At 55.5% G+C, this 15,300-nt stretch carries 19 protein-coding genes; 6 read left to right on the forward strand and 13 right to left on the reverse strand.

All coding sequences use genetic code 11. From position 1 onward, the window contains the following. The first annotated feature begins 298 nt into the window (after window positions 1–298). The gene (locus ABLX76_RS17760) at window positions 299–1,162 is read left to right on the forward strand and encodes a mechanosensitive ion channel domain-containing protein (protein WP_023291098.1); all 864 of its coding nucleotides are present in this window, start codon (window positions 299–301) and stop codon (window positions 1,160–1,162) included. Window positions 1,163–1,311: 149 nt separating this feature from the next. Continuing rightward, complete coding sequence (locus ABLX76_RS17765) at window positions 1,312–1,719, forward strand: Spy/CpxP family protein refolding chaperone (protein WP_023291097.1); 408 nt, start codon at window positions 1,312–1,314, stop codon at window positions 1,717–1,719. 73 nt (window positions 1,720–1,792) lie between these two features. Here ABLX76_RS17765 and ABLX76_RS17770 read toward each other — a convergent pair whose 3' ends face one another. Both ABLX76_RS17770 and ABLX76_RS17775 read right to left on the reverse strand, forming a co-directional pair. Then, entirely contained in the window at window positions 1,793–1,960 is a 168-nt protein-coding gene (locus ABLX76_RS17770; RefSeq protein WP_004206134.1) for a hypothetical protein, read from the reverse strand. Between the two features lie 24 nt (window positions 1,961–1,984). Then, window positions 1,985–2,686, reverse strand: coding sequence for a pirin family protein (locus ABLX76_RS17775; protein WP_023291096.1), 702 nt, complete (start codon window positions 2,684–2,686; stop codon window positions 1,985–1,987). Window positions 2,687–2,790: 104 nt separating this feature from the next. Between ABLX76_RS17775 and ABLX76_RS17780 the strand changes: the two genes are divergently transcribed. Beyond that, window positions 2,791–3,687: a LysR family transcriptional regulator gene (locus ABLX76_RS17780; protein ID WP_004144865.1), complete on the forward strand. Its 897-nt coding sequence runs from the start codon at window positions 2,791–2,793 to the stop codon at window positions 3,685–3,687. Window positions 3,688–3,726: 39 nt separating this feature from the next. On the opposite strand, the gene ABLX76_RS17785 is transcribed toward ABLX76_RS17780, so the two are convergent. From ABLX76_RS17785 to ABLX76_RS17835, 11 genes are all read right to left on the reverse strand, one after another. Next, complete coding sequence (locus ABLX76_RS17785; RefSeq protein WP_017900662.1) at window positions 3,727–4,095, reverse strand: DUF805 domain-containing protein; 369 nt, start codon at window positions 4,093–4,095, stop codon at window positions 3,727–3,729. A 126-nt stretch (window positions 4,096–4,221) separates the two neighbouring features. Continuing rightward, on the reverse strand, window positions 4,222–5,208 hold the full coding sequence (locus ABLX76_RS17790; RefSeq protein WP_348874994.1) for a glutathione S-transferase family protein: 987 nt from the start codon (window positions 5,206–5,208) through the stop codon (window positions 4,222–4,224). A gap of 79 nt (window positions 5,209–5,287) precedes the next feature. After that, complete coding sequence (locus ABLX76_RS17795) at window positions 5,288–5,680, reverse strand: DoxX family protein (RefSeq protein ID WP_002917920.1); 393 nt, start codon at window positions 5,678–5,680, stop codon at window positions 5,288–5,290. A gap of 360 nt (window positions 5,681–6,040) precedes the next feature. Beyond that, complete coding sequence (locus ABLX76_RS17800) at window positions 6,041–6,337, reverse strand: YqjK-like family protein (RefSeq protein ID WP_023291094.1); 297 nt, start codon at window positions 6,335–6,337, stop codon at window positions 6,041–6,043. Further along, window positions 6,334–6,732 (reverse strand): phage holin family protein, encoded by a 399-nt coding sequence (locus ABLX76_RS17805; protein ID WP_023291093.1) that lies wholly within the window; start codon window positions 6,730–6,732, stop codon window positions 6,334–6,336. The genes ABLX76_RS17800 and ABLX76_RS17805 overlap by 4 nt, the downstream gene beginning before the upstream one ends. A gap of 2 nt (window positions 6,733–6,734) precedes the next feature. After that, the gene (locus tag ABLX76_RS17810; RefSeq protein WP_002917916.1) at window positions 6,735–7,040 is read right to left on the reverse strand and encodes a YqjD family protein; all 306 of its coding nucleotides are present in this window, start codon (window positions 7,038–7,040) and stop codon (window positions 6,735–6,737) included. Window positions 7,041–7,085: 45 nt separating this feature from the next. Further along, window positions 7,086–7,454 (reverse strand): DUF1090 domain-containing protein, encoded by a 369-nt coding sequence (locus ABLX76_RS17815; protein WP_004206124.1) that lies wholly within the window; start codon window positions 7,452–7,454, stop codon window positions 7,086–7,088. A gap of 149 nt (window positions 7,455–7,603) precedes the next feature. After that, window positions 7,604–7,981, reverse strand: coding sequence for an EnvZ/OmpR regulon moderator MzrA (gene mzrA, locus ABLX76_RS17820; RefSeq protein WP_072096611.1), 378 nt, complete (start codon window positions 7,979–7,981; stop codon window positions 7,604–7,606). Between the two features lie 8 nt (window positions 7,982–7,989). Beyond that, window positions 7,990–8,652, reverse strand: coding sequence for a DedA family general envelope maintenance protein YqjA (gene yqjA, locus ABLX76_RS17825; RefSeq protein WP_023291090.1), 663 nt, complete (start codon window positions 8,650–8,652; stop codon window positions 7,990–7,992). 341 nt (window positions 8,653–8,993) lie between these two features. Then, entirely contained in the window at window positions 8,994–9,770 is a 777-nt protein-coding gene (gene exuR, locus ABLX76_RS17830; protein WP_004206120.1) for a transcriptional regulator ExuR, read from the reverse strand. A 130-nt stretch (window positions 9,771–9,900) separates the two neighbouring features. Then, a complete protein-coding gene (locus ABLX76_RS17835) occupies window positions 9,901–11,202 on the reverse strand; it encodes an MFS transporter (RefSeq protein ID WP_023291089.1) in 1,302 nt (433 codons plus the stop codon). 480 nt (window positions 11,203–11,682) lie between these two features. Here ABLX76_RS17835 and uxaC point away from each other — a divergent pair, with 480 nt between their 5' ends. From uxaC to ABLX76_RS17850, 3 genes are all read left to right on the forward strand, one after another. Further along, the gene (gene uxaC / locus ABLX76_RS17840; RefSeq protein WP_023291088.1) at window positions 11,683–13,095 is read left to right on the forward strand and encodes a glucuronate isomerase; all 1,413 of its coding nucleotides are present in this window, start codon (window positions 11,683–11,685) and stop codon (window positions 13,093–13,095) included. A gap of 18 nt (window positions 13,096–13,113) precedes the next feature. Then, window positions 13,114–14,601, forward strand: coding sequence for an altronate dehydratase family protein (locus tag ABLX76_RS17845; RefSeq protein WP_044524824.1), 1,488 nt, complete (start codon window positions 13,114–13,116; stop codon window positions 14,599–14,601). A 130-nt stretch (window positions 14,602–14,731) separates the two neighbouring features. Continuing rightward, window positions 14,732–15,286, forward strand: a complete 555-nt coding sequence (locus tag ABLX76_RS17850; protein ID WP_065882620.1) for a YgjV family protein — start codon at window positions 14,732–14,734, stop codon at window positions 15,284–15,286. Window positions 15,287–15,300: the final 14 nt, after the last annotated feature.

Raw genomic sequence — 15,300 nt, forward strand, 5'->3', positions numbered from 1 at the left:
GAATGACTGTCCACGACGCTATACCCAAAAGAAAGCGGCTTATCGGTCAGTTTCAACTATCTCTATAAAACCTCTCGACGAAGGTGTTTATTTTTAATTTCAGTCGGTTGTAAATCAGGTTTGTAGAATATCCACTTTTAAACAGTTTTTTGGCTGCTTTAAACACCGGATTCGTTAATACTGTCACGCTACGATGTTTTATTGTCTATCCGTTAGTCTCCATTCCCTGATTTGCAGCGGTCATCATTCAGCTTAATGGATAGCAGGTTTATAGGTTATCCAGACAGGAGTGATAGACGTGAAAAATGTAGTATTATTCCCGCAGCTCAAATCGGCAATAGCCTGGCTTATCGGTCATGGTGAAACAATTATGCAGTTTGCCTGGAATATCGTGGCAGCGCTGATTATTCTTTTTGTCGGGCGAATGCTTGCAAAAGTCCTCGCTAAAGCCTTCGAGAAAATTCTCTTACGACGCAACGTCGATGCGACAATCGTTCATTTCTTTGCTGCGCTCGTTCGTTATATTACGATGGCTTTTGCGATAATCGCCGCATTAGGTCGGGTAGGGATTGAGACGTCGTCCATCATCGCGGTTATTGGCGCGGCAGGGCTGGCAATTGGTCTGGCGCTGCAAGGTTCGCTTTCTAACTTTGCCGCTGGTGTTCTGTTAGTCACTTTACGTCCTTTTCGGGCCGGCAATTTTGTACAGGTCGGCGCGATTTCTGGTATGGTGCAGTCCGTACATGTTTTTTCAACAACGCTACTAACCGTTGATAATAAAGAAGTTATTATTCCAAATGGTAAAGTCATCGCCGACAGTATTGTGAATTATTCCTGCCATCCTTTTCGGCGAATCGATCTGACCCTCGGCGTGGCCAGCGAGACTAAAATTGTGCAGGTTAAGCAGGTCATTCAGGCTATCATTGATAGTGAAAAGCGAATCGATCAATCTCGTGGTACTACGGTTCGTCTGCTTGAAATGATGCCGGGCACACTTAACTTCACTGTTCGTGTCTGGGTGAAAAATAGCGAATATTGGGAGACTTATTTTGATTTTCTTGAAGCGATTAAAGAAGCGCTCGATGAACATCAGATCACCCTCGCCGCGCAACGGATGGATATTAATTTAACCTCCTCGTCGTTATCGGACCTAAAAAAATAAACAATGTGGATGTTTAGCTTATAGATCATTTGATCTATGAATGTATTCAACCCCTTTTACAATTATGTTCATGCTTTTTTACACATCGCCATTATTGTTCAGGGAATAATAGTGCGTCTTATCATGACGCACTTATACAGGATAATAAAATGACAAAAGTATCACGAGCTATATTATTGACCGCCGCCGTTGCAGGTTTTTCGCTGGCGGCGCAGGCCGCGGAAGTGACTGCGCCAGCACCCGCTAAGGACCCTATCGTCCAGCACTTAAAACTGACTCCCGATCAGGTGAGCAAAATTAACAGCCTGCATCAGCAAATGGAAAAAAACGTTGAGCAGATTTCACAGCAAGACATTAAAGATGGCGCGCTGATTAACGTGATTGATTCCGGTAAATGGAATGAGAAAGCGGTGAAGGATCAGCTGGCGGCATTCAGTAAAATTGATCAACAGGTACGTTATTATCGCGTGAAGTACTATTTTGATGTGAATCAGGTACTGACGCCGGAGCAGCGCACCCAGGTGAAAAAAGATCTTGCCGACGCGCTGAGTGAATAATGCCATCAGCCCCTTTCGGGGCCGGTATTAGCGGCAGGCCATCAACGATAGCCGAATAATCCATGCTGCAGTTTCAGGCGAGACTTTCTTCATCCCGCAGGCGAATCTCCGCCTCGGCGACGATGGCTTCCAGTTCGCTAAGCATCTCATCATAACCAAAGCTGACGACGCCGACGGTTTCCGGCGGCGTCGGGGCTAGCGGCGTCGGAGACGCCTTTTTTCTGTTTTTTTTCTTACTCACTGACAGACTCCATCCCTTCCGTTGTTACACCGGTAAATCTATCAGCAAAGCGCGCAGCGGCGTATCGGCGACGAGGGTAATGTTAGCTTCGTCACGAATAAATGCCCCATCACCACAGGTGAGAGCCTGTTTGGGTTGTTCCTGCGCGACGGCATGGACGGTGCCGTGGATCGACTGCAGGTAGGCGCGCGGGCCATGCAATTGCACGTTGATCTGCTCCCCTTTTTCCAGCGCGATGTGATAGACCCAGGCCTGCTGGCGAAGCTGGAGGCTATTATTCCCCCCATCCGGTGAGGCCAGCAGCTGTAGCGGCGCGTTGGCGACCTCGATTTTCTGCTGCAGCGGGTTTTCCCGCTGCGGGCAGGCATCGAGCCATAGCTGCATTCGCGTTAACGACTGCTCTTTGCTCAGATTGTGCTCGCTATAGCTCACGCCAGGCTGAGTGGCGATAATCAACGCGTCGCCGGCCCTGGCCTGCAGGTGATTGCCGTCGCTGTCGCGATACTCCGCTTCGCCTTCCAGAATCAGGTTCAGGATATCGACCTTGGGATACGTTCTGGCCTGGAACGAGGCCCCGGGGGCCAGCACTTCCTGATTGAGAACGCGTAAGGACGCGAAGCCCAGTAATTTTGGGTCGAAGTAGTGGCCAAAGGAGAAGGTGTAGCGGGCCTGCAGCCAGCCGAAGTCTGCTTGTCCGCATTGTTTGGCTGTTCGGGTAGTAATCATGTTCTTGACCTCTCTTTACACTAAATCAATGGTAAAGGTATGGACGCTGTATTGTTAGCCAGATATTCTGCCCGGTATGTTCAAATTTCCTGAATGAGAAAGCGATGGCTAAAGAGAGAGCATTAACGCTGGAAGCGTTACGCGTGATGGATGCGATCGATCGTCGCGGGAGCTTCGCTGCCGCGGCTGATGAGCTGGGACGCGTGCCTTCCGCCCTGAGCTACACCATGCAAAAACTGGAGGAAGAGCTGGACGTGGTGCTGTTTGACCGCTCAGGTCATCGCACAAAGTTCACCAACGTCGGGCGTATGCTGCTGGAGCGCGGTCGCGTGCTGCTCGAGGCGGCGGACAAGCTCACCACCGATGCCGAAGCCCTGTCTCGCGGCTGGGAAACTCACCTGACGATCGTCACCGAAGCGCTGGTGCCCACGCCGGATCTGTTTCCGCTGATTGAGAAACTGGCGACCAAGTCCAACACCCAGCTGTCGATTATCACCGAGGTGCTGGCCGGCGCCTGGGAGCGGCTGGAGCAGGGGCGGGCGGATATCGTTGTCGCGCCGGATATGCATTTTCGTTCTTCCTCGGAGATTAACTCGCGCAAACTCTATTCGGTGCTCAGCGTGTACGTCGCGGCGCCGGACCACCCGATCCACCAGGAGCCTGAACCGCTCTCCGAGGTCACCCGCGTCAAATACCGTGGCGTCGCGGTGGCGGATACCGCGCGCGAGCGGCCCGTTCTCACCGTTCAGCTGCTGGATAAACAGCCGCGCTTAACGGTGAGCACCATTGAAGATAAGCGTCAGGCGCTGCTGGCCGGATTAGGCGTGGCGACCATGCCCTATCCGCTGGTGGAGAAGGATATTGCTGAAGGACGCTTGCGGGTGGTCAGTCCGGAATATACCAATGAAATTGACATTATCATGGCCTGGCGACGGGACAGCATGGGCGAAGCGAAGTCCTGGTGCCTGCGTGAGATCCCTAAGCTGTTTGCCGGCAGATAGTCGAGGACACTCCTCCCGCTAGCGGGAGGAGCAGGAAGATCAGTAGGAAAAGGGTTTTGGATCGGGCCCGAATCGGTTGTTGCCTTCCGTTCCGCGCTGGCAGTTAAAGATCAGGATCACCAGCCAGCCGATGACCGGGATCAACAGCAGCAGCAGCCACCATGCCGAACGGTCGGTGTCGTGCAGACGCCGAAACTGCACCGCCCACCACGGTAAAAAGACCAGTATGCCATAGATGGTCGTCAGAATGCCTTCGCCGCCCGCCCGCTGCCAGCCCAGCATTTTATCGATGATGCTCAATACGCCGGTCAGGATGAGGTTGACCAGAATAAACATCCAGTACTCTTTGCGCCGCGCACGGCCGCCAAATCCTATATAGTTTTTTAATACCTTGAGATACCAGTCCATTTCTATGCCTCAATTAACCGTCAATCACTTGTTTTTTAAGCGATCGCAATAAGAATAGACGTGAATGAATGGTGGGTAAATATCTGTTTTCTGAATTATTGGGCGCCATCACTGGCGCCCGACGGATCAACGGAAGCGCTGGTCGCGACCGTGTGGTTCGCTGAGATCCTGCTGCGGCCCAATGGAGATGATGCCGGTAGGGTTAATGGTTTTATGGCTGCGGTAATAGTGGTGACGAATATGCGGAAAGCTCACCGTCTCCGCGATACCCGGCATCTGGTAGATGTCGCGCAGGAAGCCGTAGAGATTGAGATAATCGCTGATGCGTCGTTTGTCGCATTTAAAATGGGTCACATACACCGGGTCGAAGCGTACCAGCGTCGTCCACAGGCGAATATCCGCTTCCGTCAGCTGATTGCCCGTCAGGTAACGATGCTGACCGAGGATCTGCTCCAGCCGCTCCAGCGAGGTAAACACCTCATCCACCGCTTCGTCGTAAGCCTGCTGACTGGTGGCAAAGCCAGCTTTATACACGCCGTTATTGACGTTGTCATAGATCCAGCCGTTCAGTTCATCGATTTTTTCCCGCAGCGCCGGCGGGTAGTAATCCCCGGCTCTGGCGCCCAGGCCATCGAAGGCGGTATTAAACATACGGATGATTTCTGCCGACTCATTGCTGACGATGGTCTGCTGTTTTTTATCCCATAGTACCGGGACGGTGACGCGACCGGTGTAGCGCGGGTCGGCGTGCAGATACAGCTGATAGAGAAAATCGTGCTGATAAAGGGTGTCACCGGTGGCTTCCGGGAAGCTGTCGTCAAAAGTCCAGCCGTTTTCCAGCATCAGCGGATTGACCACGGAGACAGGGAGAAAAGGCTCCAGTCCTTTCAGCTTACGCATAATTAACGTGCGATGCGCCCACGGGCAGGCGAGAGAAACGTACAGATGATAGCGATCTTTTTCCGCCGCAAATCCCCCTTCACCACTCGGTCCGGCCGCGCCATCGGCGGTGAGCCAGTTACGGAAGGCGGAAACGGAACGCTTAAAACGCCCACCGGTGGATTTTGTGTCATACCAGGTATCCTGCCAGACGCCGTCGACTAATTGGCCCATCTTTATTCCTCCTTCAGACTTCAGATAGCAAAAGCGAGGAGTGGCCTCCTCGCTTTTTCATTCATTCAGTATAGTGCGCTTACCATTTCTTATTCAGTACACGGTCGATACTGAAGGCGCCCGGTCCGGTAATGGCCAGCAGCAGGTAACCGCCAGCGATGGTCAGGTTTTTCATGAACATCAGGGAGTTCACGCCTTCCGCAAAGTTGCTGTGGAACAGGAACGCGGTCAACAGCGTAAAGCCTGCGGTGAACAGCGCGGTGGTCCGGGTCAGGAAACCGAACAGAATCGCCAGTCCGCCGCCGAATTCAAGGAGAATGGTCAGCGGCAGCAGCGCACCCGGTACGCCCATGGCTTCCATATACTGCTGGGTTCCCGCATAACCGGTGATTTTGCCCCATCCTGCAGTGATAAACAGAATCGGCATCAGAATGCGCGCTACCAGTACACCAACATCTTCTAATTTTTTCATTTCTTACTCCAGAAAACCCAAAGGGCGGCGGTTTTGTTTTTTAGCGCAATCCCGCGTAGTTACGCGGTGTTGCTGTCGATGGAGAGGATAGTAGCGAGGCGGAGAGGGAATTGTTAGCAAGGAAAACTGTAGATCTAGTTCAAAGTTTCTGAGTAATCGGTAAGAGGGGGCGAAAAATGCCACAACGCGATAGGTCACGACCGGCGCTGGTAAAGGCCTGGCCGGGCGGAATGGCATGGGATCAGAGGGCTGGCTGACCGCGGATGGCGGCCAGGGGGCAAGTTTTTACGCACGGCGTTGCGTATCGAGCGAGGAAGTGGCAGAGCGGGGCGCCGGGAAAAGCGCCCGCGCTCCGGGCGGCTAACGAACTGCCGACTGGCGCAGGATCCCGCGGACCAGCCGCCAGGTACTCCATAAACCCAGTCCGCGTTTGGTCCAGCGCATCAAAAAATGCGGGTGTCGGACGGACCACACGGCCATCAGACCGCTGCCCACCATCAGCCACGAACGTAAACTAAGCAGCGTATGCCAGCCGCGGTCTAAGGGCGCAGTCGCTTCCAGCCAGTGGCGGCGACAGGCGCTCAGCTCCAGCCGTTGCTGCTGGATCTGGCGCAGCAGCTGCGCCTTTTGCCGTTCACGCTCCTGTCGGCCATTCATGGTTTATCTTCCTCCAGAAGGGCACGGTCGTTCTCCAGCTCTCTTCGCGTCAGGCGCAGCAGCGTGGAGCGTCGCGCCTTACGTAAGGTAAGGATACCGACAATCGCGGCGGCGAGAAGCAGCACGACGGTGGTGGCGATCATGACGTGCAGGCGGTACTGAGCGTCAACGGCCCAGATAACCAGCACCAGCAGACTCATGAGGCCAAACGCGGCAAACAGCAGCGTCAGTCCGGTCATGATCAGCAGCTGGAAGAGGTTGGCTTTCTCCTCCTCCAGCTCCACGACGACCAGGCGCAGCCGTGTTTCCACCATTTCGACCAGCAGCGTAACGATACGCTGGCCAATGGAGAAGACGCGCTGACCCGGCCCCTGCGTGTGTTGAGTATTCGCCATAATCAGCGACGCGACAGCAGGACACCCAGCACCAGCCCGACGGCGGCGCCAATCCCGACCCCTGTCCACGGATTTTCGCGAACATAATCATCCGCTCGCGCGGCGGTCTCACGAGTTTGACGCAGAATCGCTTCGCTGGTCTCACCCAGACGGGCGCGGCTCTCTTTCAGCGCGCTCTCGGCTTTACTGCGCAGTTTACCCATCTCTTCTTTCGACTTGTCCGCCGAGGAATTCAGTACTTCCTCCAGGGTGTCCGCCAGCGTTTTCAGTTCTGCACGAAGGTCGTCAGTCACATTCTCTTTAGCCATGTCGTTCTCCTGTAGCGTGGTCCGTATTGCGAAAGTTAATAGTGATTAGTAATCCCGAGACTCCAGCGTTTTCAACTCCTGTTGCGCTTCATTGAGTTTATGCTGGCGTTTGTTGATTTTGTCCGCATCGCCTTTCTTCCGGGCTTCCTGCAGATCGCGCTGACGTTCAGCGATCTCTTCCCGCTGTTTGGCAATTTTTTGCTGATGATCGGCTTTGAGTTTACTGTCGCTGCAGTTCTCCCGTACCTGGCGTAGCGCGGTATTTAGCCCATCAATGCGACTTTGATTGTGATGCTTTTCGGCATAGCTGATCTCTCGTTGAATATCCTGCTCTTTTTCCTGGCAGGGAGAGGCGGCTATGGCGCTGGCGCTAAGTGAAGACAGGGCCAGAAGCAGAGCGATGCGGTGTTTCATGGATAGTACCTTCCATTGTCTTAGGGGATACCCGGAGGATAAACCCGTTCCCGTTGGTAAACGTGAATGCGTTGATTCACGCAGGTTTAAGCATAGTAACAAATGCGGGAAACCACCAGACTGCGTTGAAAACGCAGTCTGACGGCCGTTTACCCGAGCCGATGCGGCGCGTCGCGCAGGCGGGATAACCAGGCGGTAGGCGAGTTATCGTCTTCCAGCAAGGCGATAATATAACCATGAGGCAGAGCGCGGCCGAGAACCTCTTTCGCCGCCGCGCCCTGGGCGGTGGAATCAAACTTAATCAGCAGGCCATCCTTTTGCGGCGTAATGCTCTTGAAGCGGATACCGTTGGCGTCGAGGTGATGCCAGACGGAGAAACCATCCGGCATACTGACGCCCTGGCCAACCGGACGGATCGCCAGCGTGGCCTCTTGCTGCTGCACCGCCAGCCATAGCCAGAACAGCGCGCAGAGCAGAAGAGAGCCACCCAGCAGCCAGCTGAGCTGGCGCAGGGAAGGGCGTTTTATGACCATCATTAGCCCCGGCTTCTGTATTTTTTCTTCCACAGCACCACCAGCGAGCCGACCAGTCCGAAGACCAACAGCGCAACCGGCAGGAGCATCAGGCAGGACATCAGCTGATCTTCATACTTAAGGAATACCGGGGTTTTGCCCAGCAGATAGCCCAGCGAGGTCAGGATGAGCACCCACAGCAGGCCGCTCATCCAGTTAAAGAACTGAAAGCGGGCGTTATTGAGGCCGGAAAGCCCGGCGATGGTCGGCAGCAGCGTGCGCACGAAGGCGATGAAGCGGCCGATCAGCAGCGCGGAGAGTCCATGTTTATGAAACAGGTGATGCGCGCGCTGATGATAGTGAGAGGGCAGATGCGACAGCCAGTTTTGCACGATCCGCGTATTGCCCAGCCAACGCCCCTGGATGTAGCTCAGCCAGCAGCCGAGGCTGGCGGCGGCGGTGAGCAGCAGCAACGTTTCCGGAAAGCCCATCGCCCCTTTGGCGATCAGCACGCCCACGAGCACAAGCAGGCTGTCCCCCGGCAAAAACGCGGCAGGCAGTAACCCGTTCTCAAGGAACAAAATCATAAACAAGACAAAATACAGCATGCCAATCATGGAGGGATTCGCGAGCGTTTCGTAATCCTGAGCCCACAAGGCATTCAATAACTGGGTTAATAGTTCCATTCACGATTCCTGGTACATCGGTTAACGGCACGTCTGAGCGCGCGGCATGTAGGGCGACAAGATTTTTATGAGATTATGGTCGCTGCTTCGGCGCTCTGAACGCTTCCCTGTAAAAAATTGAAGTAAGTCGATACCTACTCCCAGAACGGCAAAATGCATCTAATTGTAACAAATCACCTGACTTTCCGTCAGAGAAATTGCAAGGTGTTGCTCGTTGATTTTGCTGATTGCGGCGATGGGAGGCGAGAGGATTTACACAGGCTGACACTATATATGTTTTGCTTACCCCAGCCGGCATGGGGAACAGGCGCGCAGGGGCTGCGCGCCGGGGGGATAAAGGCTTATTTCGCGCCGTTGGCCGCTGTATCGAGATGAACCACCGGGTTTTCGGCAAATAAGTAGCGATCGGCATTAAATTCAAAGTCGTCGCTGGTTTCGTTAAACAGCATTTGCTTGGTATTTTCCAGATGCTGCCACATCGCCAGTTTGGCGGCGTTCGGATCTTTACGCAGCAGAGCCTTCAGGATCTGATCGTGGTCGTCGCACCAGTTATCGACGGTGCGCAGGTCGATATGCTCATGCAGCTTTTTCCAGTACGGGTTATGCACGCGCTGGGTCCACATTTTTTCCACGATCGCCGCCAGGGCGCTATTCTGCGTGGCCAGCGCCACCTGGACGTGAAACTGCAGATCCCATTCGGAGTCGCGGAAACACTTCTCGTTGCGCGCTTTCTCCTGAATCTCCATCAGCTTCATGATGTCCTGCTTGGTCACCTGAGTGGCCGCGAATTCGGCGATATTGCTTTCAATAAGCTGCCGCGCCTGCAGCAGCTCAAAGGGGCCATAGTTGGCGAACTCCAGGCTTTCATCGGCCACCTGCTGGTATTTCGGATGGTTGGAGATGACGTGAATGCCCGACCCTTTGCGGACTTCGACATAGCCTTCCACTTCCAGCATGATAATGGCTTCACGAACCACAGTGCGGCTAACGTTTTTTTCATCGGCGATAAAGCGCTCGGCGGGCAGCTTATCCCCTACAAGGTAGACACCTTGTTCGATGCGCGTCTTCAGCTCAGCGGCAAGTTGCTGATAAAGACGGCGTGGTTCAATGATTTCCATATTCGCTCCCGCAAGATGGCGACAATATTCGATTTGTTATACCACTTTTACGCGATTTCCACCACTGGCAGGGATGAAAAAGCCGCCTGAGAAGGCGGCTTGGCAGGCGATCACCTCAGCATAAGCGTCTCTAACTCTGGGTGGCCGGTTTGCGGCTGCTAAGCGGCGTCGTGTCATCGTCAGCCGGTTTGTTTTTCAGCACCGTCCAGATGACCAGCGCGCCCAGCAGATCAAAGACCGCCAGTACCGCAAACAGCGGGCTGAAGCCGATGGTGTCTGCCAGCGCGCCGACGACCAGAGCGAACATGGTGCTCGCCAGCCAGGCGGCCATCCCGGTCAGACCGTTGGCGGTAGCGACTTCGTTACGGCCAAAGACGTCGGAAGAGAGGGTAATCAGCGCCCCGGACAGCGCCTGGTGAGCAAACCCGCCGATGCACAGCAGGGCAATCGCCACGTACGGGCTGGTGAACAGGCCGATCATCCCCGGGCCAATCATCAGCAGGGCGCCCATGGTGACCACCATTTTTCGCGACACGATCAGGTTGACGCCGAACCAGCGCTGGAACAGCGGCGGCAGGTATCCACCGACGATGCAGCCGAGGTCGGCGAACAGCATCGGCATCCAGGCAAACATCGCGATCTCTTTCAGGTTAAAGCCGTAAACCTTAAACATGAACAGCGGGATCCAGGCGTTAAAGGTCCCCCAGGCCGGCTCGGCGAGGAAGCGCGGCAGGGCGATACCCCAGAACTGACGGTTGCGCAGGATCTCCCACGGCGACATTTTCTTCGCATTATTGGTCTGGTGTTGAGACTCCTGGCCGCCAATGATGTAGTCGCGTTCTTCGTCAGATAATTTCTTCTGGTCGCGCGGGTGTTTGTAGAAGATCAGCCAGGCGATGGCCCAGGCGAAGCTCAGAACCCCGGAGATAATGAACGCCATCTGCCAGCTGTGCATGACGATCGCCCACACCACCAGCGGCGGCGCGATCATGGCGCCGATAGAGGAACCTACGTTGAAGTAGCCCACCGCGATAGAGCGCTCTTTTGCCGGGAACCATTCGGAGCTGGCTTTCAGCCCGGCGGGGATCATCGCCGCTTCCGCCGCGCCCACCGCGCCGCGGGCCAGCGCCAGGCCGCCCCAGCTGCCGGCGAGGGCGGTCGAGCCGCAGAATATCGCCCAGGCGATAGCGAAGAAGGCATAGCCGACTTTAGTCCCCAGAATATCAAGAACATAACCTGCGACAGGCTGCATGACGGTATAGGCAGCGGAATAGGCTGCAATGATATAGGAGTACTGTTGGGTCGAGATGTGTAACTCTTCCATCAGCGTCGGCGCGGCCGCCGCCACGGTGTTACGGGTCAGGTAGCCCAGCACGGTGCCCAGCGTCACCAGTGCGATCATGTACCAACGTAACCCTTTAATTTTACGCATGTAAACCTCATCGTCTGTAATTTCTCCGCACCAGGTGCGGCCTCTCCTGACGGCGATACGCGGTCGGGAAAGCGAAACGGAGGGTTCAGGAGGGCGGTCCCCTCTGGCCCGAACCTTACCATCAGTTGTTATGTAAAAAGTCGGTATCCATTCCGTATAAGCCGATGCCATAAACACCGGTAAAGCATTCCGTCGGTTTATATGTTGCGACGGCAGAAAGATAACTTGTCATACAACTTTAAAAGTTGAGTGCTGTCACAAAAGCGGGAAAGTTAGTGTGGTCTTTATGATTGGCGAAGAAAGCCAGATACGGCGCGCTCTGGCGAGATGTTTGCCGCGCGCAGGCGGTTTTTTTTATCAGCGTTTATTGATCTAACTCACGAAAAACAGTTCGGTCTGTAGAAATTGGTGTGATAACTTTGTCAGCATTGTAGTCAATCATCTGAAAGGCTCCCGCTCCGGAGCGAAGAGGACACACGAATGACACCGTTTATGACCGAAGATTTTCTACTCGATAGCGAATTTGCCCGCCGCCTGTACCACGATTACGCCAAAGATCAGCCTATTTTCGACTACCATTGCCACCTTCCGCCGCAGCAGGTTGCCGAAAATTACCGTTTCAAAAATCTGTATGACATCTGGCTGAAAGGCGATCACTATAAATGGCGCGCAATGCGCACCAACGGCGTGCCGGAGCGTCTGTGTACCGGTGATGCCTCCGATCGCGAGAAATTTGACGCCTGGGCAGCCACCGTGCCTCACACGATTGGCAACCCGTTATACCACTGGACCCATTTAGAGCTGCGTCGCCCATTTGGTATTACAGGTAAGCTGCTGTCGCCTTCCACCGCCGATGAGATCTGGGACCAGTGCAATGCGTTACTGGCCCAGGACGCCTTCTCCGCCCGCGGGATCATGAAGCAGATGAATGTGAAGATGGTTGGCACCACCGACGATCCGATTGATTCCCTGGAACACCATGCGGTTGTCGCTAAAGACACTTCATTTGATATCAAGGTGTTGCCGAGCTGGCGCCCGGATAAAGCGTTCAACATCGAGCAGGCGACCTTCAATGACTATATGGCTAAGCTGGGTGAAGTGTCGGACACCGATATTCGCCGTTTTGCGGACCTGCAAAGCGCGCTGACCAAACGTCTGGACCACTTTGCCGCTCACGGTTGCAAAGTCTCCGACCACGCCCTGGACGTGGTGCTGTTTGCGGAAGCGACTGACGCCGAGCTGGACGCCATTCTGGCGCGTCGCCTGGCTGGCGAAACCCTCAGCGAACGCGAAGTGGCGCAGTTCAAAACCGCGGTGCTGGTGTTCCTCGGCGCAGAGTATGCCCGTCGCGGCTGGGTGCAGCAGTACCACATCGGCGCGTTGCGCAATAACAACCTGCGTCAGTTCAAACTGTTAGGCCCGGACGTTGGCTTTGACTCGATCAACGATCGTCCGATGGCTGAAGAGCTGTCTAAGCTGCTGAGCAAGCAGAACGAAGAGAACCTGCTGCCGAAAACCATTCTCTACTGCCTGAACCCGCGCGATAACGAAGTGCTGGGCACCATGATCGGTAACTTCCAGGGCGAAGGGATGCCGGGCAAGATGCAGTTCGGCTCCGGCTGGTGGTTCAACGATCAGAAAGACGGCATGGAGCGGCAGATGACCCAGCTGGCGCAGCTCGGCCTGCTGAGCCGCTTTGTCGGAATGCTGACCGACAGCCGCAGCTTCCTCTCCTACACCCGCCACGAATACTTCCGTCGTATTCTGTGCCAGATGATCGGCCGTTGGGTGGCCGCCGGCGAAGCGCCTGCGGATATCGCGCTGCTGGGCGAGATGGTGAAAAACATTTGCTTTAACAATGCGCGTGACTATTTCGCCATTGAACTGAACTAAGACCAGAGGTCGGTTGATATGCAATACATCAAAATCCATTCGCAGGATAACGTCGCGGTCGCGCTGGCGGATATGACGGCCGGTAGCGTGGTGACGATCGACAATGACCCGGTCACCCTCGGTCAGGATATCGTTCGCGGACATAAGTTTGCACTGCGCGCTATCGCGAAAGGGGAAAACGTCGTTAAGTATGGGTTGCCGATTGGCCATGCGCTGGCGGATATCGCGCCGGGCGAGCATGTCCATGCGCACAATACGCGCACCAATCTCAGCGACCTTGACGCGTATCGCTATCAACCGGAGCAGGTTGCCCAACCGCCGCAGCCAGCGGATCGCGAAGTGCAGATTTATCGTCGCGCCAATGGCGACGTCGGGGTGCGCAATGAGCTATGGATCCTGCCGACCGTCGGCTGCGTCAACGCCATGGCCCGTCAGATGCAGAACCGTTTTCTGAAAGAGGCGAACGGCGCCGAAGATATCGATGGGGTGCATCTCTTCAGCCATACCTACGGTTGCTCACAGCTCGGGGACGACCACATCAACACCCGCACCATGTTGCAGAATATGGTCCGCCATCCGAACGCCGGAGCGGTGCTGGTGGTGGGCCTTGGCTGTGAAAACAACCAGGTGGATGCTTTTCGCGAAACGCTGGGCGAGTATGATCCGCAGCGCGTGCACTTTATGGTTTGTCAGCATCAGGACGATGAAGTGGAGGCGGGGGTGGCGCATCTCCACCAGCTGTATGACGTGATGCGTCAGGATAAACGTCAGCCGGGCAAGCTGAGCGAGCTGAAGTTTGGCCTCGAGTGCGGTGGGTCGGACGGCCTGTCCGGCATCACCGCTAACCCGATGCTGGGGCGTTTCTCAGACTATGTGATCGCCAACGGCGGCACCACCGTGCTGACCGAAGTGCCGGAGATGTTCGGCGCCGAACAGCTGCTGATGAGCCACTGCCGCGACGAAGCGACCTTCGACAAGCTGGTGACCATGGTCAATGACTTTAAGCAGTACTTTATCGCTCACGACCAGCCTATTTACGAAAACCCTTCGCCGGGCAACAAGGCCGGGGGGATCACCACCCTCGAAGATAAGTCGCTGGGCTGTACCCAGAAAGCGGGCTCCAGCCAGGTAGTGGATGTCCTGCGCTACGGCGAGCGTCTGAAGGTACATGGTCTGAACTTGCTGAGCGCGCCGGGCAATGATGCCGTCGCCACCAGCGCGCTGGCCGGCGCCGGCTGCCATATGGTGCTGTTCAGCACCGGCCGCGGCACGCCGTACGGCGGCTTTGTGCCGACGGTGAAGATCGCCACCAACAGCGAGCTGGCGGCAAAGAAAAAGCACTGGATCGACTTCGATGCCGGACAGCTGATCCACGGCAAAGCGATGCCGCAGCTGCTGGAGGAGTTCGTGGACACCATTGTGGCTTTCGCCAACGGCAAACCGACCTGTAATGAGCAGAATGACTTCCGCGAGCTGGCCATCTTTAAAAGCGGTGTTACCCTGTAAAGGCGCATTCATATTGGCGCCCGGGCGGCGTTGATCGCGCATTGGCCTGATAGCGCAGCGTCATCGGGTAAGCAACAGCGGCGTTTCAGCCTGTGAAGCGCCGTTTGTTTTTTTCTCTCAGGGAGCTTTCATGACCGCATATTGGCTGGCCCAGGGGGTCGGCGTCATCGCCTTTCTTATCGGCATTACCACCTTTATCAACCGCGACGAACGTCGCTTCAGGCTTCAGCTGGCGGTCTATAGCGGCGTTATCGGCGTCCATTTCTTCCTGATGGGCGCCGCGCCTGCCGGGATGAGCGCCGGGCTTAATGCGCTCCGCACGGTCATTTCCCTGCGCACCCGCAGCCTTTGGGTGATGACGATCTTTATCCTTCTGACGCTGATCCTCGGCCTTGGCAAGCTGCAGCATGCTATGGAGCTGCTGCCGATTATTGGCACTGTCGCCAGCACCTGGGCGCTGTTTCGCTGTAAAGGGCTGACCGTCCGCTGCGTGATGTGGTGCTCCACCGCCTGCTGGGTGACGCATAACCTGTGGCTGGGTTCCATCGGCGGGACGCTGATTGAAGGCAGCTTCCTGATCGTCAACGGCCTGAATATTATTCGCTTCCGCCGGATGCAAAAGCGGGGTATCGATCCGTTCAGGGTTGAAAACGCGGTGCAGGAAGAGAGCCCCTCCGCGCGGTAGCGGAGGGGAAAGGC

The sequence above is a fragment of the Klebsiella sp. JB_Kp004 genome, assembly GCF_040065795.1.
Classification (GTDB): Bacteria; Pseudomonadota; Gammaproteobacteria; order Enterobacterales; family Enterobacteriaceae; genus Klebsiella; species Klebsiella quasipneumoniae.